20 protein-coding genes are annotated in these 21097 nt (G+C 32.0%); 13 read left to right on the forward strand and 7 right to left on the reverse strand.

The features are described 5' to 3' along the window. The first annotated feature begins 270 nt into the window (after window positions 1–270). The 5 genes from CVD18_RS16615 (at window position 271) to lpdA (ending at window position 4190) form a co-directional block, all read left to right on the forward strand. On the forward strand, window positions 271–1140 hold the full coding sequence (locus tag CVD18_RS16615; protein ID WP_103866552.1) for an alpha/beta fold hydrolase: 870 nt from the start codon (window positions 271–273) through the stop codon (window positions 1138–1140). A gap of 77 nt (window positions 1141–1217) precedes the next feature. Beyond that, complete coding sequence (gene msrB, locus CVD18_RS16620) at window positions 1218–1694, forward strand: peptide-methionine (R)-S-oxide reductase MsrB (RefSeq protein ID WP_103866553.1); 477 nt, start codon at window positions 1218–1220, stop codon at window positions 1692–1694. Between the two features lie 7 nt (window positions 1695–1701). After that, window positions 1702–2097 carry a peptide-methionine (R)-S-oxide reductase MsrB gene (gene msrB, locus CVD18_RS16625; protein ID WP_103866571.1) on the forward strand — a complete coding sequence of 132 codons (396 nt, stop codon included), beginning with the start codon at window positions 1702–1704 and terminating at the stop codon, window positions 2095–2097. 26 nt (window positions 2098–2123) lie between these two features. Then, window positions 2124–2603: a hypothetical protein gene (locus CVD18_RS16630; protein ID WP_103866554.1), complete on the forward strand. Its 480-nt coding sequence runs from the start codon at window positions 2124–2126 to the stop codon at window positions 2601–2603. 195 nt (window positions 2604–2798) lie between these two features. After that, window positions 2799–4190: a dihydrolipoyl dehydrogenase gene (gene lpdA, locus CVD18_RS16635; RefSeq protein ID WP_103866555.1), complete on the forward strand. Its 1392-nt coding sequence runs from the start codon at window positions 2799–2801 to the stop codon at window positions 4188–4190. A gap of 82 nt (window positions 4191–4272) precedes the next feature. Here the strand turns inward: lpdA and aroQ are convergent, their stop codons facing one another. Then, the gene (gene aroQ / locus CVD18_RS16640) at window positions 4273–4698 is read right to left on the reverse strand and encodes a type II 3-dehydroquinate dehydratase (RefSeq protein ID WP_103866556.1); all 426 of its coding nucleotides are present in this window, start codon (window positions 4696–4698) and stop codon (window positions 4273–4275) included. A 51-nt stretch (window positions 4699–4749) separates the two neighbouring features. Then, entirely contained in the window at window positions 4750–5385 is a 636-nt protein-coding gene (locus CVD18_RS16645; RefSeq protein ID WP_158250480.1) for a porin family protein, read from the reverse strand. A gap of 705 nt (window positions 5386–6090) precedes the next feature. Between CVD18_RS16645 and CVD18_RS16650 the strand changes: the two genes are divergently transcribed. After that, window positions 6091–6681: a porin family protein gene (locus CVD18_RS16650; RefSeq protein ID WP_103866558.1), complete on the forward strand. Its 591-nt coding sequence runs from the start codon at window positions 6091–6093 to the stop codon at window positions 6679–6681. Window positions 6682–6794: 113 nt separating this feature from the next. Then, a complete protein-coding gene (gene xerD / locus CVD18_RS16655; RefSeq protein ID WP_103866559.1) occupies window positions 6795–7691 on the forward strand; it encodes a site-specific tyrosine recombinase XerD in 897 nt (298 codons plus the stop codon). An 84-nt stretch (window positions 7692–7775) separates the two neighbouring features. On the opposite strand, the gene CVD18_RS16660 is transcribed toward xerD, so the two are convergent. After that, on the reverse strand, window positions 7776–8657 hold the full coding sequence (locus CVD18_RS16660; RefSeq protein ID WP_103866560.1) for an anti-sigma factor: 882 nt from the start codon (window positions 8655–8657) through the stop codon (window positions 7776–7778). A 116-nt stretch (window positions 8658–8773) separates the two neighbouring features. Further along, on the reverse strand, window positions 8774–10315 hold the full coding sequence (locus tag CVD18_RS16665; protein ID WP_103866561.1) for an NAD(P)H-hydrate dehydratase: 1542 nt from the start codon (window positions 10313–10315) through the stop codon (window positions 8774–8776). A 504-nt stretch (window positions 10316–10819) separates the two neighbouring features. Between CVD18_RS16665 and thrA the strand changes: the two genes are divergently transcribed. The 3 genes from thrA to thrC are packed head-to-tail and all read left to right on the forward strand — an operon-like array spanning window position 10820 to window position 15507. Beyond that, the gene (gene thrA, locus CVD18_RS16670) at window positions 10820–13264 is read left to right on the forward strand and encodes a bifunctional aspartate kinase/homoserine dehydrogenase I (RefSeq protein ID WP_103866562.1); all 2445 of its coding nucleotides are present in this window, start codon (window positions 10820–10822) and stop codon (window positions 13262–13264) included. Between the two features lie 18 nt (window positions 13265–13282). After that, window positions 13283–14218 carry a homoserine kinase gene (locus CVD18_RS16675; protein WP_103866563.1) on the forward strand — a complete coding sequence of 312 codons (936 nt, stop codon included), beginning with the start codon at window positions 13283–13285 and terminating at the stop codon, window positions 14216–14218. Next, window positions 14218–15507: a threonine synthase gene (gene thrC, locus CVD18_RS16680; RefSeq protein ID WP_103866564.1), complete on the forward strand. Its 1290-nt coding sequence runs from the start codon at window positions 14218–14220 to the stop codon at window positions 15505–15507. The genes CVD18_RS16675 and thrC overlap by 1 nt, the downstream gene beginning before the upstream one ends. 38 nt (window positions 15508–15545) lie before the next feature. On the opposite strand, the gene CVD18_RS16685 is transcribed toward thrC, so the two are convergent. Continuing rightward, window positions 15546–16430 (reverse strand): M28 family metallopeptidase, encoded by an 885-nt coding sequence (locus CVD18_RS16685; RefSeq protein WP_103866565.1) that lies wholly within the window; start codon window positions 16428–16430, stop codon window positions 15546–15548. Between the two features lie 96 nt (window positions 16431–16526). Here CVD18_RS16685 and CVD18_RS16690 point away from each other — a divergent pair, with 96 nt between their 5' ends. After that, window positions 16527–17114 carry a hypothetical protein gene (locus CVD18_RS16690; protein ID WP_103866566.1) on the forward strand — a complete coding sequence of 196 codons (588 nt, stop codon included), beginning with the start codon at window positions 16527–16529 and terminating at the stop codon, window positions 17112–17114. Between the two features lie 187 nt (window positions 17115–17301). Here CVD18_RS16690 and CVD18_RS16695 read toward each other — a convergent pair whose 3' ends face one another. Further along, the gene (locus CVD18_RS16695; protein WP_103866567.1) at window positions 17302–17886 is read right to left on the reverse strand and encodes an NUDIX domain-containing protein; all 585 of its coding nucleotides are present in this window, start codon (window positions 17884–17886) and stop codon (window positions 17302–17304) included. A 156-nt stretch (window positions 17887–18042) separates the two neighbouring features. Next, window positions 18043–18762 carry a hypothetical protein gene (locus tag CVD18_RS16700; protein ID WP_103866568.1) on the reverse strand — a complete coding sequence of 240 codons (720 nt, stop codon included), beginning with the start codon at window positions 18760–18762 and terminating at the stop codon, window positions 18043–18045. Window positions 18763–19025: 263 nt separating this feature from the next. Here CVD18_RS16700 and gcvT point away from each other — a divergent pair, with 263 nt between their 5' ends. Both gcvT and CVD18_RS16710 read left to right on the forward strand, forming a co-directional pair. Next, entirely contained in the window at window positions 19026–20108 is a 1083-nt protein-coding gene (gene gcvT / locus CVD18_RS16705) for a glycine cleavage system aminomethyltransferase GcvT (RefSeq protein ID WP_103866569.1), read from the forward strand. Between the two features lie 83 nt (window positions 20109–20191). Further along, on the forward strand, window positions 20192–21004 hold the full coding sequence (locus tag CVD18_RS16710) for a sugar nucleotide-binding protein (RefSeq protein ID WP_103866570.1): 813 nt from the start codon (window positions 20192–20194) through the stop codon (window positions 21002–21004). The last annotated feature ends 93 nt before the right edge of the window (window positions 21005–21097 follow it).

Here is a 21097-nt window from a genome sequence, read left to right on the forward strand (position 1 = left end):
AACCCTCGCTTGGCTAATGGTATGTGTGGAATTATTTCCATTTCTATTGTATATTTGTCTAGTACGCTGTACATAATGGGCTGCTTTTAAATAATTTACGTGTCGTAACGCAAATATCGGCAGCCCGTTTTTACAATTCAAAAAAAGTTTAAATCAGTTCACTGATCCTTTATTTATATATTCATTTTTGACAAAAAATGTTAATTATTCATAATTATAGATTGCAAAATTATTCTTATAGTAATTTTACTTTTTTAAATAATAGTACGAATGCAAAAAAAAGATAAAGATCTAATTCCTGTACAGCGATTATTGATTCCAAAATCAATAGTAAATATTGCAAAACTATTAAATCGGATATCTCCTTTTCTTGCTTCTAGGTTTGTTGCAAGAATATTTTTGACACCATTTGGATATAAAATGCCTAGTAGAGAAAAGGTAATGTATGAAAAAAGCAAAAAAGAAAAAGTTTATATAAAAAAAATCAATAGAGAAGTTATCGTTTATTCGTATGGCAATTCTCATAAGAAAATTTTACTAGCTCACGGCTGGTCAGGAAGCGGCACACAACTTTCTAAAATTGCAGATCAATTATTAGAACATGGGTATAGTACAATAAGTTTTGATGCTCCTGCTCATGGTAGAGCCCCTGGTAAAAGAACAATAATGCCTCATTTTATAGAGACCATACATCAATTAGAAAAAACTCACGGTCCTTTTGAGTGCGCGATAGGACATTCTCTTGGTGGAATGTCACTACTAAGAGCAACAAAACACAATTTACAGATAAAAAAACTAATCATCATTGGTACAGCAAACAGTATTACTGCCATAGCCAAAAACTTTGCTCAAAACCTACAATTGGATCAAAAAGCAGGAGAACTCTTAAAATCTTATTTTGACACAAAATTTGGAGAAGATCTTGATAATTATTCTGGTGCTGTTTCTGCCAAAGGAATCAAAATACCTACATTAATAATTCATGATAAAAACGATGTTGATGTACATTATAGTGCCGCTTACGAAATTATTGATAATCTAGAAAATGGTAAACTATTAATCACTGAAAATCTGGGACATAGAAAAATACTAGGAAACCCTGAAGTCATCTCTAAAATTACAAGTTTTATTTTGGAATAATTATTGATGTGTTATTGATTATGAATTTGTACGACTATTATTTAATAATTGTTTTATTAAATTAAAATTAGAAACCTATGAGACGTTTTATTTTATTATTGATAGGAGTTTTAACTATAAGTTGTACAACTACTGCCCAAAAAGAAGCAAAAAAGAAAAAAATCTATAAAGTATCTAAGACCAATGCTGAATGGAAAAATATTTTGACTGCAGAGCAATACTATGTTCTACGACTGGCAGGTACAGAAAGACCATTTTCTAGTCCTTTAAACAAACTATATAAAGCAGGTACATTTTACTGTGCTGCTTGTGAAACACCATTATACGAGAGCAAACACAAATTTGATAGTGGTACTGGTTGGCCAAGTTTTGATCGATCTGTAAATGGGAGTGTTGATAGAGATATAGATCATAAATTAGGATATGCTAGGTCAGAATTATTATGCGCAACATGTGGTGGACATTTGGGACATGTTTTTAATGACGGTCCCAGAGAGACAACAGGTATGAGACATTGCATCAATGGTGATGCAATGGTGTTCAAATCAAATTAATAAAAAGATGAGTAAATATCCAGTACAAAAACCTGAAGAGGAATGGAAAGAAAAACTTACTGATGAGCAGTATAGAGTGTTAAGACAAAAGGGAACCGAAAGACCTTTTACTGGCGAATACAATATGCATTTTGAAGAAGGCGTATATACTTGTATGGCATGTGACACCCCTCTATTCAAAAGTGTTACTAAATTTGATTCGGGTTGTGGATGGCCAAGCTTTGATGAATCTATAGAAGGAAATGTTGAATATATTAGAGATACCTCACACGGTATGATACGTACAGAAATTGTTTGTACGAATTGTGGGAGTCACTTAGGTCATGTATTTAATGATGGACCAACCACTACAGGACAACGATACTGCGTGAACTCTATTAGTATAAATTTTGATAAAAAATAAAATCACAATAAATAAATTTAAAATTCATGAGAAAAATTTTCACATTACTATGCCTAGCAACATTTATATTTACTTCTTGCTCTAATGACGATGATTTTATAGATACAGACACCATTGGACAGACTTTTGATTTTACAACAACCTTTAGTCCTTCTAATGAATATAGCGACCGTTTTATGTTTCCAGAAAATATATTTGATTCAGATGTTGTACTGGTATATCGCCTTGAAAATGTAGACAATGGTCTTGAAGTATGGGAGCCATTACCCACTGTAACTATTTTTTTAAATGATGTAGACGACACTTCTGTACAATACAGATATAACTTCACTTCTGGTGATGTTGATGTAATTCTTGAGAGTAATAATTTGGATTTAGTTCCAGCTGATCTTACAAATAATCAAAAATTTAGAGTTGTCGTTGTACCTTCAGAATTTGCAAAAAATACCAAAATAGATTTATCTGATTTTAATGCCGTGCAATCTGCATTAAAATTAGAATTTTAATGCTCTTAAAAAATTCAATAAAACAACATAGTATTCTTTAATTAGAATCAAAAACATCAAAAATTAACACCATACCTATACAGTATGGTGTTTTTTTTTATATTTTTTTAATAATCTTCTTCTTTCTCAAAAACTAATTCCTTTTTTGGTTCGCCGAATTATCCTTAAATTCGTGACTTCAAAAAATTGACATTTATGAGTACATATGATATCATCGTTTTGGGAAGTGGTCCTGGAGGTTATGTAACCGCAATTAGGGCTTCTCAATTGGGATTTAAAACCGCTGTAGTTGAAAAAGAAAGTTTGGGAGGAGTATGCTTAAACTGGGGATGTATACCCACAAAAGCATTATTGAAAAGTGCACAGGTATTTGAATACCTTAAACATGCATCTGATTATGGGCTTACAGTAGAAAAGTTTGACAAAGACTTTGATGCAGTTGTAAAACGTAGTCGTGGTGTTGCAGAAGGAATGAGCAAAGGAGTTCAATTCCTAATGAAAAAAAATAAAATCGATGTTATCCAAGGATTTGGTAAACTAAAAGCTAACAATAAAATTACTGTTACAGACTCTGATAATAAAGAAACAGATTATGAAGCAAAACATATTATCGTTGCTACAGGAGCTAGATCAAGAGAATTACCAAACCTACCACAAGATGGTAAAAAAGTAATAGGATATAGAGAAGCGATGACCCTAGAGTCACAGCCTAAAAAAATGATTGTTGTAGGATCAGGAGCAATTGGTGTAGAATTTGCACATTTCTATAATGCAATGGGTACAGAAGTAACTATTGTAGAATATTTACCAAATCTTGTTCCTCTTGAAGATGTAGAAGTATCAAAACAATTTGAGCGTAATTTCAAAAAAGCTGGAATTAAGGTAATGACCAATTCTTCTGTAGAAAGTGTTGATACAAGCGGTGATGGCGTTAAAGCAACCGTAAAAACTAAAAAAGGAGAAGAAATTCTTGAAGCTGATATTGTATTATCTGCTGTAGGTATCAAAACCAACATAGAAAATATAGGTTTAGAAGAATTAGGTATTGCAACCGATAGAGATAAGATTGTAGTAAACGATTGGTATCAAACTAATATCCCAGGAGTATATGCAATTGGAGATGTAGTTCCTGGACCTGCATTAGCACACGTAGCTTCTGCAGAAGGAATTACTTGTGTAGAGAAAATTGCAGGAATGAATGTTGAAGCAATTGATTACGGTAATATCCCAGGATGTACCTATGCTTCTCCTGAGATTGCAAGTGTAGGAATGACAGAAAAACAAGCTAAAGAAGCTGGTTATGAATTAAAAGTTGGTAAGTTTCCTTTCTCTGCCTCTGGTAAAGCTAGTGCAGCAGGAACCAAAGATGGTTTTGTAAAAGTGATTTTTGATGCCAAATACGGTGAATGGTTAGGTTGCCATATGATTGGTGCTGGAGTTACAGATATGATTGCTGAAGCGGTTCTAGGAAGAAAACTTGAAACTACAGGTCACGAAGTATTAAAAGCTATTCACCCTCACCCAACTATGAGTGAAGCGGTAATGGAAGCGGTAGCTGATGCTTATGATGAAGTAATTCATTTATAGACATCCCCTTATAAAATAAAAAACAGCCTTGTTGTATTAGAACAAGGCTGTTTTTTTTATATCTAAACAATACAACTATCGATTAAGCTTTATCGTTTATAAAACTTTGTAATGCCAATATATAACTTTGCATTCCAAAGCCAAGAATAACACCATGAGCATTAGGAGAAATATATGACTGATGTCTAAACTCTTCTCTACCAAATGTATTAGAAATATGTACTTCTATAACTGGAGTTGATATCGCTTTTATTGCATCTCCGATACCAATAGAAGTATGAGTATAGGCACCCGCATTAAGAATAATCCCATCATACCCATCATCTGCCTCTTGAATCTTGGTTATCAACTCCCCTTCTATATTAGATTGAAAATAGGATAATGTCACTGCTTCAAATCTGGATTGTAAATCCTCAAAAAACTCTTCAAAAGTTTGATTTCCATAGATTTCAGGCTCTCTTTTTCCTAGAAGGTTAAGATTAGGGCCATTTATAACTAATAATTTCATGTATGTACGATTTCAAAGAATAGTATGTTCTTTACAAACAACTAGTAAGCTTTATTGATTAATAGTAGTATCTCTTCTTCTATTATTTTTTGTTTTAAACAAATAGCCTACAGATACTTGAGCTACAGAATTTTTAAAATTAATTGTAGAGTTGTCTATATTATTAATATCAGTTAACCCTAGATTATATCGTAACTGAAAGAACAATCCACTCTCCATTTTATATCCAGCTCCAAAATTCCAGCTAAAATCAAAATTATTAAAAGAATCAAAAAATTCATCAGGGGTATCCTCTGCTGATTCTGCTACATTAGCCAACGTTGCTAATTGCGGCCCAGTTTCTAGGCTAAACTTATCAGTAAAATAAACCTTAGCCAATATGGGTAATGCCAAATAGTTTAAGCTAATTTTGTTTTCACTACCATTTTCGTCAAATTTATAGCCTTGTGCAGAATATAATACTTCTGCTTGTACAAAAAAACGTTGTATTACAGGAAACTCAATCACAGCACCCAAATGCATACGTACTCTGGCATCTGTATCTTCTATATCCCCAGTAATATTAGCATAATTAAGCCCAAATTTGAACCCTGCACGAGTGTACAAAGGTTCGCTTTCTTGCTGAGAATATAAAGAAGTGCTTATTATAAGCATAACCATTACAACACCAAAGATGTTACTTTTCATTTGTTTCATGTATACTATTTTTTTAATACAGATACTACATTAGTCAATATACTATCCAAATTTTAAATTGAAAACTATCAATCTATATATTGTTTAACTAAATGAAGTGATTTAAACTTTTTTCAATTCGCTATGAAATGTAAAAAACATTTTAACTGATCAAAAAATAACTATTTTTCGCCAGAATCAAAAAATTTAAATCGCTTCAATATAATTATACTCAAAAGTAAATTTATTTTTCAAAAGATTAGAATTTGACAACAAAAAAATAGCATTAAGATTCTCTTTAATTTATTTAAATTTTGTTCTATATTTTTTAACATAACTTAAAATTAACAACTATACCAATTTATCAAATTATTATATCTTGTGGTAATTAAGATCAATTTTTATCTTTAAACAACAATTCAAAACCCTAAAAAATAGCGGGTTCCCCCATAAACAAAAGAATGATTTAAAAAAAAACATTTTTCTTGCTACACATATATTCTATATTTTTATAATTACAATAGTTCTCTTCTTCCCTCTAGAGAGTAAGATTTATGCAATTTTAACAACTAAAAAAAACCTAACTAACTGATAGCAAGATAAATAAAGACAACCTTGTTTTTATCCTTAAAAAAAGTATCGAATATTAAGAATGAATTAACGTTTCATATAAGTAAATTATATATTTTTGCCCCAAATTTTAAACAAACAATTATTATGAAAAAATTAATGTTGACTGCTTTGGCAGTAGTAAGTTTTATCTCAGTAAAAGCGCAGGACGGTGAAACAGCTGGATTTGCAAAAGGTGATATCTTTATCTCTGGTGCTGTAGGATATAACTCTTCTACATTTGGAGATAATAAAGACAATACCTTTACTATCGCTCCAAGAGCAGGTTATTTTGTTTCAGAAAATATTGCTGTTGGTGCAAGAATTGGTTTCACTAGTAGATCTATGGAAGATGTTGGATCTGCAGATTTTGATACTAATACATTTAATATTGGTGCATTTGGTAGATATTACTTTACTCCATCAAGTAAGTTTTCTGTTTTTGGTGAGTTTGGATTGGATTACCTATCAAGAAATGAAGACAATGGTACTACAGATTTAGATTCTAACGGATTTAGTGTTGGTGGTGGACCAGGTGTTAGCTACTTTATTGGTAACAACTTTGCACTAGAAGCATTCTGGGGAGCACTAAGATACAACACTTTAAAAGCTGATGTTTCTGGAGCTGAGTCTCAAGATGATTTTGAATTTGGAGTTAATTTAGATGATATTACACTTGGTTTAGTATACAAGTTCTAATAATAGATCTAAAAAACAAATAATGTTAAACCATCCTAGCCTTTAGGATGGTTTTTCTTTTATATATTAGTCTTTCTGAAACTACATATCAATAGTTCTAAAAACTCTATAAAGTGAAATGGAATCATGCTATCAAAGACTACAAACATTATTTACAAATAGAAAGAGGGCTTTCTGAAAACTCTATAGAAAGTTACATTCTAGACGTACAACGGTTACTCAAATTTCTTGAACAAGAAAACATAACTACCTCTCCTCTATCTATAGAGAAAGAAATACTACAACAATTTATTTTTGAAATAGCCAAGCTAGTGAACCCTCGTTCTCAATCAAGAATTATATCAGGATTAAAAAGTTTTTTTAATTATTTGGTTTTTGAAGATTATAGAGAAACAAATCCTATGGAGCTCATAGAATCTCCCAAAATAGGAAGAAAATTACCCGACACTTTATCTGTTGAAGAAATAGATCTTATAATTGAGCAAATCGACCTAAGTAAACCAGAAGGTGAGCGCAACCGCGCAATTATTGAAACCTTATACGGTTGTGGTCTACGTGTGAGTGAAGTCATTACTCTTACATTATCAAGCTTATTTTTTGATGAAGGATATATCAGCGTTACAGGAAAAGGCGATAAACAACGATTCGTACCTATAGGTGATATCACCCAAAAGTATATCAATATATATACTTCACAAATTCGCAACCACATCAACATCAAAAAAGGAGAAGAAGATACTTTATTCTTAAACAGAAGAGGTGGTCAACTCACAAGAGCAATGATTTTTACTATCGTAAAACAACTGGTAGAGAAAGCAGGTATACATAAAAAAGTAAGTCCACATACATTTAGGCATTCATTTGCAACTCACTTATTAGAAAACGGAGCTGACCTTAGAGCAATACAGTTAATGCTTGGCCATGAGAGTATTACTACCACAGAAATCTATATACATATAGACAGAAGTCATCTAAGTGAAGTGATACACAGTTTTCACCCCAGAAGATAAAAATCTAACTCTAACCGACTTTTAATAAAAATGAGATCAACTATAAAAGCTAATCTCATTTTTTATCTATAAAAAATATACTATCTAATTTGGCCTAGTTGCTCTTCCTGATGGAACTGCATTATTAGGAATCATTACCACAGGATTTGCTACACCTGTTAATTCTCCAGCATTAGCACTTAATGGTTTTATAAAAAACGGAGCGGGATCATTATCCTGATACGGCTCTATAGTAATATATACCTTTTCACTTTTCACCTCTGCAGGCAGAGAGATGCCTTCTAAAGGGATTTGAGAAGGCAGTACTAAAAAGTCTTCGCCAGGAAATTCAGGAACTGTTCCTCCTGAACCTTTAAAGAAATTACCATCATCAGTAACATCTACATCAGCAAAAGTACCTGTAGATAAAATTTTACCTCCAAAACCTACCCAACCTTCATATTTCCATCCCTTAGCCAATTTAGGAAGTGATAAGCCTGGAGCATTAGTTCCTGACATAAACCAAACTCCAAATTCATCATTACCATTATCTACACCTCCTGCATTATCAGTAGGTGTCGCCATGTAAAATTGACCAGAAACCGAAGAAATATCTGCCACCACATTTTCAAAAGTAAGTTGAGCAGAATTTCCTGTAAAATTACCTGTCAAAATTTTAGCATCAGAGGGTTTATTGTCATCAATATCTCCTTTGGGTTCTATAGTAATAATAAATTGACTCGCATTTTCTAAATCAGAAGCTAATACTTCTAAACTTAGCTTTGAAGCATTCGTGAATTTTTCTGTAGGAACTGTTTGTCCATTTACAACCAACCATCCTTGATACGAACTACCACCAGTAAGAGGTGTAAGTCCAATTGTTTCTAAATCAATAGTAGCAGTTGGAGGTCTATCATCATCTGAAGAGCATGAACTAAATAACACTGCCAATAAAAGAGGTGCAATTAATAAAATATTTCTTGTCATCACTTTGCTTTTTTAAATTAATATTCAAATGTAATTACATTTACTATAAATCAACTCTAAAAGACCTATAATATTGTAAGTATAAACCATATACTTTTTACGTAAAAAAGAACTATTTATTGCGATTCCATTTCAGCAGGATTAGTAGGTGGTGGTGCAAATAAATCCAATAAAGCAGTGCCAATATGATCTATAATATCACTAGCAATCACGCCTTCAAAGGCAGTTTTCTGACTTACAATATCTCCAGAATTACCATGTAAATAGACTCCAAAAACAGCCGCATGCAATGCATCATAGCCCTGTGATAACAAACCTGTTACCATACCTGTAAGTACATCACCACTACCAGCAGTAGCCATTCCTGGGTTTCCAGTAGTATTTACATATAATTGATCTTCAAAAACAGTAATAGAATTAGCTCCTTTGATAACCACTATACAATTATATTCTTTTGAGAATGCTTTTGTTTTCTCTATTTTATCAAAATCATTTTCCCACTTCCCTAATAGTCTCTCTAATTCTTTTGGGTGCGGAGTAAGAATACTTTTCTCAGGAAGGTTTTTAAGAAAATCTGGTTTTTTTGCTAGTATATTAATCCCATCGGCATCTACAACAAGAGGTGTTTTATTTTCTTCTAGAAATTCTCCAAAAGCCTTTACAGATTTATCACTGGTTCCCATGCCCATACCTATTCCTATTGCAACAGGTTCAAACCCTAAAGCAATATCTTCAAGCTCATCATCATTATCTGTAATAACCATTGCTTCTGGAACAGCTGTTTGAACAGCATTATATCCACATTCAGGAATATATGCGGTAACCAAGCCTGCACCAGTTTTTAAAGCCGCTTTGGTTGACAAAATAACACTTCCTATCTTACCATAACTACCTCCTATAATTACACAATGCCCATAAGTTCCTTTGTGACTATATTTATGTCTAGGTCGATAGAGAGGCAAAACTTCACTCTTATTAATCAAAACACCCACACCTGGAGTTTGCATTAAAAAATTACGATCCAACCCAATATCAATTACTTGAAGATCTTGTATATATATTGCCGTTTGTGGCAAGAAAAAAATCAATTTTGGTAATTGAAATGTAACTGTAATACCTGCATAAATCACTCCCTCTTTATCATCAGGTAATTTATCGGTATACAAACCAGATGGTATATCTATAGAAAGTGTAAAACATCTTGATTTATTAAGGTGTTTTATCAACAATGTTACCCAAGGTACTAATGGTCTATTAAGACCAATCCCAAAAATAGCATCAATAACAATATCTTCTCTTTTAAGTTCTGGAAAATCATCTTCACATTTCAATTGTATAGGCCAATCATTTGTAATTTCCTTTAATCGATCGTAATTAACAAGAAAGTCCTTTGATCTATTATCACTGAAGTTTACAATATATGTTTTTACATTATAGCCATACTCTACCAATAGTCTAGATACAACAAGACCATCACCACCATTATTTCCTATACCACAAAATACATGAATAACAACTGGAGCCCCTTGTAGCTTGCTATGAATTAAATTAAAAATTTGTGTAGCGGCTCGTTCCATCAATTCTAATGATGTAATTTGCTCAGCTAACATAGTAGCATTATCTGCCATGCGCATCTGTTCTGCAGAAAATATTTTCATAAGTTATATAATTTATTTCAAGTTGTTATCTTGATCGTTTCTTGAATTGTCTGAGATAGTCTAAACTACTTCTCTATATAAAAAGGCAATTATACAATCTTTTGTATAGATAATGAATTCATACATACATTATCTATTAAATTTAATTTTAGAATTTTATTTTCCTTTTTTTTAAGAATCTCATAATCAAATAAGTTATTAATTATTGAATCTATAAAAGTTTAGGAATACATTTAAATTAATTTTCTTTAAAAATAAAAAACTATACATTTGAATTCACAAAGTAAAGCAAACTTTAATGTTTAGTACCATTTTCTTATCGGCTTTATTACTTATCACTGGAACGATCATCGTATCCAACACTACTTCTATTACAGGTACTACAACTATTATTATTACCCTTAGGGGTTAATTCATTATATATTTCACCAGACCATACATATATAGTTTATACTAGGTAAAAACTATTCAAAATCATCATTAATTTCAATTAAAAAAATTATTATGAACGTTCTAAAATTTGGAGGTTCTTCAGTTGCAAATGCAACTACTATAGAAAATGTTATACATATCGTAGAACAACAATCACAACAACAACCTTTATATGTGGTTGTATCAGCAATGGGTGGGATTACGGATCTTTTATTACAAGCAGGTGAAGAAGCTTCTGTAAATAATGAAAATTATAAAAACACCCTCGCAGAAATTGAAAAAAGACACCTAGAAGCTGTAAAATCACTAATTCCTATCATTTCGCAAAGTGCGATCATAAGTAAAGTCAAAGCACAACTTAACACATTAGAATCTCTGTGTGAAGGAGTATTTTTATTAAGTGAATTATCCTCTAAAACTGCAGCTGTACTAGCTAGTTTTGGAGAAATTTTATCTTCATATATTATATACGAAACTGCAAAAATAAAAGGACTGGATATTACATTAAAAGATGCTCGTGATGTGATTATAAAAACAACTAGTTCTAAGGTGTCAATAGATTACAAAGAAACCAATCAAAAAATTAAAGATTTTGCAGATAGCAACACACATAAGATATGTCTTTTTCCTGGTTTTGTAGCCAGGACTCAAGAAGGGGAACCTACTACATTAGGAAGAGGAGGCTCTGATTTTACGGCCGCAATTCTTGCTGCAGCTATGGATGCAGAAGAATTACAAATATGGACAGATGTAAGCGGTATGTATACAGCAAATCCAAAATTAGTAAAGCAAGCAAAACCTGTACATCACATTTCATATCAGGAAGCTATGGAGCTTTCTCACTTTGGAGCTAAGGTGATTTACCCTCCTACAATACATCCTGTACTAGAAAAAGATATTCCTATTTTGATCAAGAATACTTTTTCTCCAGAAGATCAAGGTACACTAATTACCAGAAAAGTAGAAGATAGAAAGAAACCAGTTACTGGTATTAGCCATATAGATGATATCGCAATTATATCTCTAGAGGGAAGTGGTATGGTTGGAATTCCTGGTTTCTCTAAGCGTCTTTTTGAAACTTTATTTCTAGAGAACATAAATGTTATTCTAATCACGCAAGCTTCTTCAGAACATTCTATATGCCTTGCTGTTGAAGCATCACAGGCAGAAAACTCAAAAACAGTATTGGATACCGCTTTTGAGTTTGAAATCTCTAAACACAAACTAGATGCTGTGAAAATAGAAAATGAAGTAGCAATTATAGCTCTAGTTGGTGATAATATGTACCACCATCAAGGATTAAGTGGTAAAATGTTTAGTACTCTTGGTAAGAATAATGTAAATATAAGAGCAATTGCTCAGGGAGCATCTGAAAAAAATATTTCTGTAGTAATAGCTAATAAGGATATCAAAAAAGCTTTAAACATACTACATGAACGGTTCTTTGAGGTAAAAACTAAACAGTTAAATCTATTCATTACTGGTGTAGGAAATGTAGGGAGTAAATTAATAGATCAACTTCAACAACAAAACAAATACCTTAAAGATAAGCTACGTTTAAAAGTTAGAGTCGTAGGAATGTCTAACTCTAGAAAAATGATTTTTAACGAAAATGGTATTGACCTAGATTCCTGGCAAGAACATCTAACAAAAGGAGAGCCTGCCAATGCGGCATCTTTTTTTGCCAAAGCCAAAGAAATGAATTTACGTAATTCTATATTCGTAGATAACACTGCAAATCCAGATATTGCCAAGGTATACAAACATTATTTATCAGAAAGTATGGCTGTAGTGACTTGTAATAAAATAGCCTGTGCAGATGAATACCATAATTATGAAGAGTTACAAAATTTATCCAGAAAATTTAGTGCTTCATTTTTATACGAAACCAATGTAGGTGCTGGTTTGCCTATTATTGATACACTCAATAATTTAATAGCATCAGGAGACACGGTACATAAGATTCAGGCAGTATTATCTGGTAGTCTTAATTTTGTATTCAATAACTATAAAGAAGGAGCTACTTTTTATGATATTGTAAAACAAGCACAAGAACAAGGATACACAGAACCCGATCCAAAAATTGATTTAAGTGGTATTGATGTAGCTAGAAAAATCCTAATCCTTGCTCGCGAAAGTGGTAATATAATGGAACTAGAAAATATAGAAAATGAAGCATTTTTACCAGCTGAAAGTCTTGATACTAAAAATGTAGATGACTTTTTTACGTCTTTAAAAACAAATGAAGATCATTTTAAAAAGATACTGGATGCAGCCGACAAAAAAGAATGTCGCTTGAAATATGTAGCTCAATATGAAGGAGGGAAAGCAAAAGTAGGCCTACAGCACATACCTGAAGATCATCCTTTTTATAATTTGGAAGGAAGTGATAATATCGTCCTTTTTTATACCGATAGATATCCCAAACAACCTTTGATAGTAAAAGGTGCAGGTGCAGGTGCAGAAGTTACCGCATCAGGAATTTTTGCTGATATAATACGAATTGGAAAAAAATAATAGGTAATAAATAAACAAATGAAAAGCATAAAAATATTTGCTCCTGCCACTGTAGCCAATTTATCTTGCGGATTTGATGTACTTGGATGTTGTCTGGATAATGTTGGTGATGAAATGATCATTTCTCTTACCTCTGGTTCTGGTGTAAAAATCACTAAGATTGAAGGCGCTGACCTACCTATGGAAACTCAAAAAAATGTAGCAGGTGTTGCTGTAGAAGCATTACTTAATACTCTTGACCATAAAGTTGGAGTTGCTATTGAGATCTACAAAAAAATCAAAGCTGGTAGTGGCATTGGTAGTAGTGCCGCTAGTAGTGCTGGTGCTGTTTGGGCTGTAAATCACCTTTTAGGCAATCCATACTCTGCAAAAGAATTGGTTGCCTTTGCAATGGAGGGTGAACGGCTTGCTAGCGGTAATGCACATGCAGATAACGTAGCTCCTGCCCTACTTGGAGGATTTACACTTGTTCGTAGCTATGAGCCTCTTGATGTAATAAAATTACATTCACCCAAAGATTTGGTCATGACCGTAATTCATCCCCAAATCGAAGTAAAAACATCAGATTCGCGATCTGTGATCAAACACAAAGTAACTTTGAAAAAAGCAATTCACCAATGGGGAAATGTTGGAGGTCTTGTTGCTGGATTATTTTCTGAAGATTATGACTTGATTAGCAGAAGCCTAGAAGATGTTATTATAGAGCCATTGCGATCTATCTTGATTCCTGAGTTTAATAATGTAAAAGATATTGCCCTTGCAAAAGGAGCATTGGGATCAGGAATATCAGGTTCTGGCCCTTCTATATTTGCATTAAGCAAGGGAATGGATACTGCCAATAATGTAGCACAAGGCATAAAAGAAGTTTATAATAAAACAGGACTTGATTTTGACATACATGTCTCTAAAATCAACAGTCAAGGAATTAAAATAATCGAAGAAATCAACAAATAATGCAATATTACAGTTTAAATAATGATGCCCCAAGAGTAGCTTTTTCTCAAGCTGTTATCAAAGGTCTGGCACCTGATCGAGGATTATATTTTCCTGAAAAAATAACACCACTACCTTCTACTTTTTTTGAAAATATAGAAAATCTTGATAATGTAGAAATTGCTTATCAGGCAATACAACAATTTGTTGGAGATGAAATACCTGAAACAGAGTTAAGAGATATTCTTGCAGATGTTTTAAGCTTTGATTTTCCTGTTGTAGAGATCGAAAACAATATCGCTACTCTAGAATTATTCCATGGCCCAACAATGGCTTTCAAGGATGTTGGAGCTCGTTTTATGGCTAGGTGCTTAGAATATTTTAATAAAAATAATAAAAAACAAGTAACCGTTTTGGTTGCTACATCTGGAGATACAGGAGGAGCAGTCGCTAATGGGTTTTTAGGAGTAGAAGGCGTAGATGTTGTTATCTTATACCCTACAGGTAAAGTGAGCGAAATTCAAGAAAAACAGCTCACTACTTTAGGACAAAACATAACTGCATTAGAGGTAGACGGTGTATTTGACGACTGTCAAGAAATGGTAAAAACTGCTTTTTTAGACACTACCATCACTGATCAAAAACAACTTACCTCTGCTAACTCAATAAATGTTGCAAGATGGCTACCTCAATTATTTTATTTTTTATTAGCATACAAACAAATTAAACACAAGAATAAAAATATTGTATTTTCTGTGCCTAGTGGTAATTTTGGCAACATCTGCGCAGGAATTGTAGCTCACAAATTAGGACTTCCTGTCAGTCACTTTGTAGCATCAACTAATAGTAATGACACTGTAGTAAGGTATTTAGAAACCAAAGAATATACTCCTAAACCATCAAAAGCAACCATCTCTAATGCTATGGATGTTGGTAACCCAAGTAATTTCATACGAATTCAAAAACTGTTTGATAACAGCTTTTCAGCGTTAAGTAACAATTTTTCGGCTTATAGTTTTGATGATAACCAAACCCGAGAAACTATGAAAACCGTTTATAAGAAAAGTGAATATATTTGTGATCCACATGGTGCTGTTGGATATTTAGGGCTCAAAAAACATGGAATAAGCAACGATGAGTACGGTATTTTTCTTGAAACAGCACATCCTGTCAAATTTTTGGATGTGGTTGAAGATACTTTAAACAGAAGTGTAGATATTCCTTCTCAAATTCAAAAAGTAATGCATAAAAAGAAACATAGCATTGCTATAAAAAGCTATGATGAATTAAAAACGTTCTTACTAAGGTAAGAACGTTTTTAATAAAATTTTTATGATGAAATTAAAAGTTAATTCTTAACCAGTGATTTCATTACATTGTATACGATATCCGTTGTTGATGCAAGGTATTTAAAGTTAACAGTTGTATACTTATCCTCACTTTGTCGTACATACGGAGAATTATCTGCGTTTTTAAGTTCTGCAGTAAGTGTTACTGTTTCAAAACCAAAATTAGCAAAGAATCTACTTTCTGGTGTAGCTACTGTTCTTTTATAAATGGGCACAGGAGATTCTATACGATATAATGACTCCAAACTTAGGCTAGATGCCAGCATCTCAATAGCTCTATCCTCATCATTATCCCATCCCATATAATCAGATCTATGCATAGAATGAATTTTATATCCTTCGTCTTTTAATTTTTTGGTAAACATTCTGGTACCAACCATATTGCTTTTCCAATGATCAAAAAATACAATTAACAAATTTTTATTACGTACTTCTAATTCTGTAATTTTCATTGCGGTATAATAAGCAATAGCTATACCTGTAGCGTTATGAACAGCGCCTGGACTATTTTCTACAGTATCAAAATGTGCTGCTAGCACCACATATTCATCACTACCATTGGTAGCAGGAATTTCAGCAAATATATTTGCTCCTGTAAATATTTCTCCTTTTTTGTTTTTTACATTGTAACTATGCCTTTCGGGCTTTAGTCCAATATCTTTTAAAGAATTGTATAAAAAATCGGCAGATGCTTTCCTTTCAGAGGCACTTGCTCTACTTTTTAATTTCTTTTTACCACGTATTGGTTCATGACCAGTCAGTTTGGCAACAATACTTTTTTGGGTGTTAATGATTTCGGCTTCTTTTCGTTCTTGTTCAGTTTGAGCTGGGGCTATCTGAATTGCGAAAATAAATAATAGTAAAAATTCTCTATAATATTTCATTTTGTAGGTTTTCAATGTATTCCCTTTAACACAAATTTATGAAAAATTTGTAATTAAACAATTTTGTACTTTTACGGCTTAAATTAATACTTTAATATGTCATTTGCAAAAATCATACCTTTTATTCTAATAATCTCATTATTTACTCATTGTACAGATAACGATCCTAATAAAAATTTATTAGAGGCTCCTGAAAAATGGAAAGGCGAAATTATTGAATTTCCATTAGAATTCGCACCTTCTTTGTCTTATTCTGGAATTGAATATGTGCGTTTTGCTCCAGATTGGGGAAAAAAAGGGGCTTCAGATCATTTCTCCTATGCATTTTTATGGGATATCAATGAAAACCCACAATTATCATCAAAAAAAATAGAATCTGAAATGGAAACTTATTTTGATGGTTTAATGAATACAGTGAGTAAAGAGAGTGATTTATCAAATAAAGAAATTCCAAAAGCCAAAGCGTTCTTTGAAAAAGTAAATGATTCTGTATTCATTGGAAAAATATTAACCTATGATGCTTTTATCACAAAAGATAAAATTAGTCTAAATTGTATAGTTAATTATCACTATTGTAACAATACTAGCACACATCAGGTTTTATTTAATCTTTCTCCCCAACCTCTAGAACATCCTATTTGGAAAAGATTAAAACAAATTAAAACCAACACTGTTTGTAAATAATATTCTATGAAGTGATTTAAATTTTTTAGATTGAAGCGAAAATTCATGATTTTTTACCGTTTTGAAACCTTTTTCGAGTTGCATAGCAGGGCTACGGGAGGAAAAAAAGTCGAGTAAAGGGTGAAAAAGCATCATTTTTTAGCCAATTGAAAAAGTTTAAATCACTTCTATGTGTAAAAAAACTTTACTATTGCCAATGTGTATCTCTTTTATTCAAAAGAAACCATTGTAACGCTATTATAGTTTTTGCATCGTTTATATGCTGTTTTTGTAATAAATCTTCAATTGTAGAAACAGCATATTTGCATAATTGAATATCTTCATTTTCATTCAACAATCCTCCTCCTGCATATATTTTATCTTTTTTAGAAACTTCACCATAATACAGATGCATACGTTCTGATGAAACTCCTGGAGAAGCATAAAAGGTGGTTATATGCTCAAGAACATCAATCTTATACCCTGTTTCTTCTTTTACCTCACGTATAGCAGACATTTCTGGGTTCTCATTCTTTTCTAGACCTCCAGCAACGATCTCAATAAGCCATCCATTTGTTTTATTAATGGTTGGATAACGAAACTGATTAATCAATAATAAATGATCTGTATCTTTTTCAAACAACAAAACAGCAACACTATCTCCTTGATCCACCATTTCTCTAGAACAAATAATAGACTCTTCTTTATCAAAACAATCATGAGCAAGCATTGCTTTTTTAATTTTAAGAAACCCATTATAAACAATGCTTTCACTTAGTATCTTATACTTCATTATTACAGTACGTTATTCGTTTACTTTACTATGGATAAAAGTACAAAACTATTAGGTTTATTATCGCAACTATTATTTTACGTTTCTCTAGAAAAAGCACAGCATTTCACTTAATATTCTTAAGAAAAATGCTGTGCTTTTTTAGTATGAAGATTCTTACTTTAATTGAATTTTAATGGATTTATAATATAAAGTAGTTGGTCCTTCAAAACCAGAATCTGTTGCTATCATAAGCCACAACTCTCCTTTTCCATTGGTTGTAAGAGTTATAGGATCTTTCAGGTTATTACGGTTTGCTAACATAAATGGTGTAGGTATCTTTTCTGACACCCCTACACTTCCTATTACTTTAAAAACTTCATTTGATTTACTACTTTGTAATTCAGATTTAAAATTAGGTCTTTTATAACTTACCAAAGAATCTTGATTATCAATAATATTTTCGGGTTTATAATTTATCCCTCCTACTCCAAGTGCAATATCAGGGCTACCACCAATACCAATTGCATTTATAGAAGTATTGGATGCTATCTCTATATCAAAAGTAACCTCGTATTCTGTATTTGGTTCCAAATTTTCAAATTTTCGATATACAGCACTAAAAAGATCATCACTATGATTATTACCTGAGATCATGATCGCATCCATATTTTGATCAAGAGGTTCTGGTAATTTTTTTCGTTCGTATTTTAACTCATAAAACGTATCACCTTCTAATGGGTAATCAGAAAATATTGACTCCCACCCTTCTTTACTCTTCTCAAAAGAGAAATTAAATTCAAATGTTTTTTTTGCCACTTCATCATCATCGTGACTGCAACTTACTATTACAATTGAGAATACAGTAATAACTAAACTATATAATATATGTTTCATTCTTATTTTTTGTTTTAATAAAATTGTATTGATTTATTCCAAAAGGCAATTAATAGCCTTTTGTAAAGAGTAATTTTAAGAAGGTATCATGATAATTCTTATTACGTATCAATAAGATGATATTTCTTTGATTTGGTTGCCTTATTCTTTAAAAAAAATTAAAATGTTATACTATTATCAAATGCAACTAAAAATCATTTGTACACCTACATAAAGTTTTTTACATTCGGCCTCAATTTGATAACACTAAAATTCGCTTTGCTATGCAAAATACTGCTTTAACAGAAACTCATACCGCCTTAGGTGCCAAAATGGTTCCTTTTGCAGGTTTTAATATGCCAGTATCCTATGAAGGTGTAACTACAGAACATGAAACAGTACGTAATGGCGTTGGTGTTTTTGATGTATCACACATGGGAGAATTTCTTATTACAGGACCTAATGCTCTTGAACTTATACAAAAAGTAACTTCTAATGATGCTTCTAAATTAGTTGATGGAAAAGCACAATACAGCTATTTACCAAATGACAAAGGTGGAGTTGTTGATGACTTAATTGTTTACAAAATTGCAGATGAAAAATACCTTATGGTAGTCAATGCGTCTAATATAGAAAAAGACTGGGATTGGATTAGTAATCATAATACAATGAATGCAGATATGCGTAATCTATCTGATGAATATTCATTACTAGCAATTCAAGGTCCTAAAGCCGCGCTTGCTATGCAATCACTTACTTCTATAGACCTAGAAGCTATGAAATTTTACACTTTTGAAGTAGCAGATTTTGCTGGAATAGAAAATGTAATTATTTCTGCAACAGGATATACTGGTAGTGGAGGTTTTGAAATTTATTGTAAAAACTCTGAAGTAAAACAGATTTGGGATAAAGTATTTGAAGCGGGAGCTGATCATGGTATTAAACCAATCGGACTTGCGGCAAGAGATACATTACGTCTAGAAATGGGATATTGCCTATACGGTAATGATATTACTGACACCACCTCTCCTATTGAAGCTGGATTGGGATGGGTTACCAAATTCTCTAAACAGTTTATCAACTCAGAAGCCCTTGCCAAAGAAAAAGAGCATGGTGCAGAAAAAAAATTAATTGGTTTTGAATTGGATGATCGTGGGATTCCCCGCCAAGGCTATGATATAGTTGATAATAATGGAGCTGTTATTGGGGTCGTTACCTCAGGAACAATGTCTCCTTCATTAGGAAAAGGAATTGGATTAGGGTATGTACCATCAATCTTTTCTAAACCTGAAAGCAAGATTAATATTCAGATTCGTAAAAATGCTATTCCTGCAACAGTAATAAAATTACCTTTCTACAAAGGCTAATTTTACAATAAAAAATGATATAATTAAGTTTCAAGATTACAGTTGTAATACTTGGAACTTAATTTTTTTATATAAGTATAGTTTTGAAAAGAATTTTGATCATAGGAGCTAGTGGTTTTATAGGTAATTCTCTATACAGAGAACTCAACTCTTATTTTGACACCTATGGGACTTATTGTACAGACAATATGTTCTTTGAAAAGAACCAAAAGTTTTTTCAATACGATATGGAGTCAGAAGATATTTCTATTTTATTAGATAATCTAAAACCAACCATGATCATTGCCGCTCTCAGAGGAAATTTCAACTCTCAATTAGATGCGCACCAACGTATGATACGGTGGATTCAAAAAAAACCTTGTCGACTTCTTTTTATTTCTAGTGCAAATGTATTTGATTCTTTTAGTAATTATCCTTCCTATGAATATGACAAAACATTAAGTGATAGTGTTTTTGGGAGATTCAAAATAAAAATAGAAAATGCATTAATGCGATTACCCGCAAACAAATACGTTATTGCACGTGTACCAATGATTTTTGGTGCTACTACACCAAGAATCCAGGAAATAAAAACACTACATGATCTAGAAGCCCCTATTGAAGTTTTTCCTAATGTAATAATTAATGTAACCTCAATTTTAAAATTAACACAGCAAATACATTATATTATTAATCGCAATAAAAAGGGTATTTTTCATTTAGGCAGTACAGATCTTATTTACCATCTTGATCTTATCAAAGAAATCTGTGACACATTACAATTAGAGAATCCTATTTTTAAACAAGTATATGACTCTAACAATGATCGTTACTTGGCTGTTCTACCAAAAGAAAAAAAGTTACCAAAAAACTTACAGATAACAACACAACAAGTAATAGACTCTGTTATAGTCTAACAATTCTTTATGATTATATTAATAAGAGCATAAATTAGTTTATCTTTTGTTTTAAAAATCCTTATTTTTAGGTTGTGAGAAGAAGAAATAAAA

The sequence above is a fragment of the Aquimarina sp. I32.4 genome (assembly GCF_002924285.1).
In the GTDB taxonomy this organism is placed as follows: Bacteria; Bacteroidota; Bacteroidia; order Flavobacteriales; family Flavobacteriaceae; genus Aquimarina.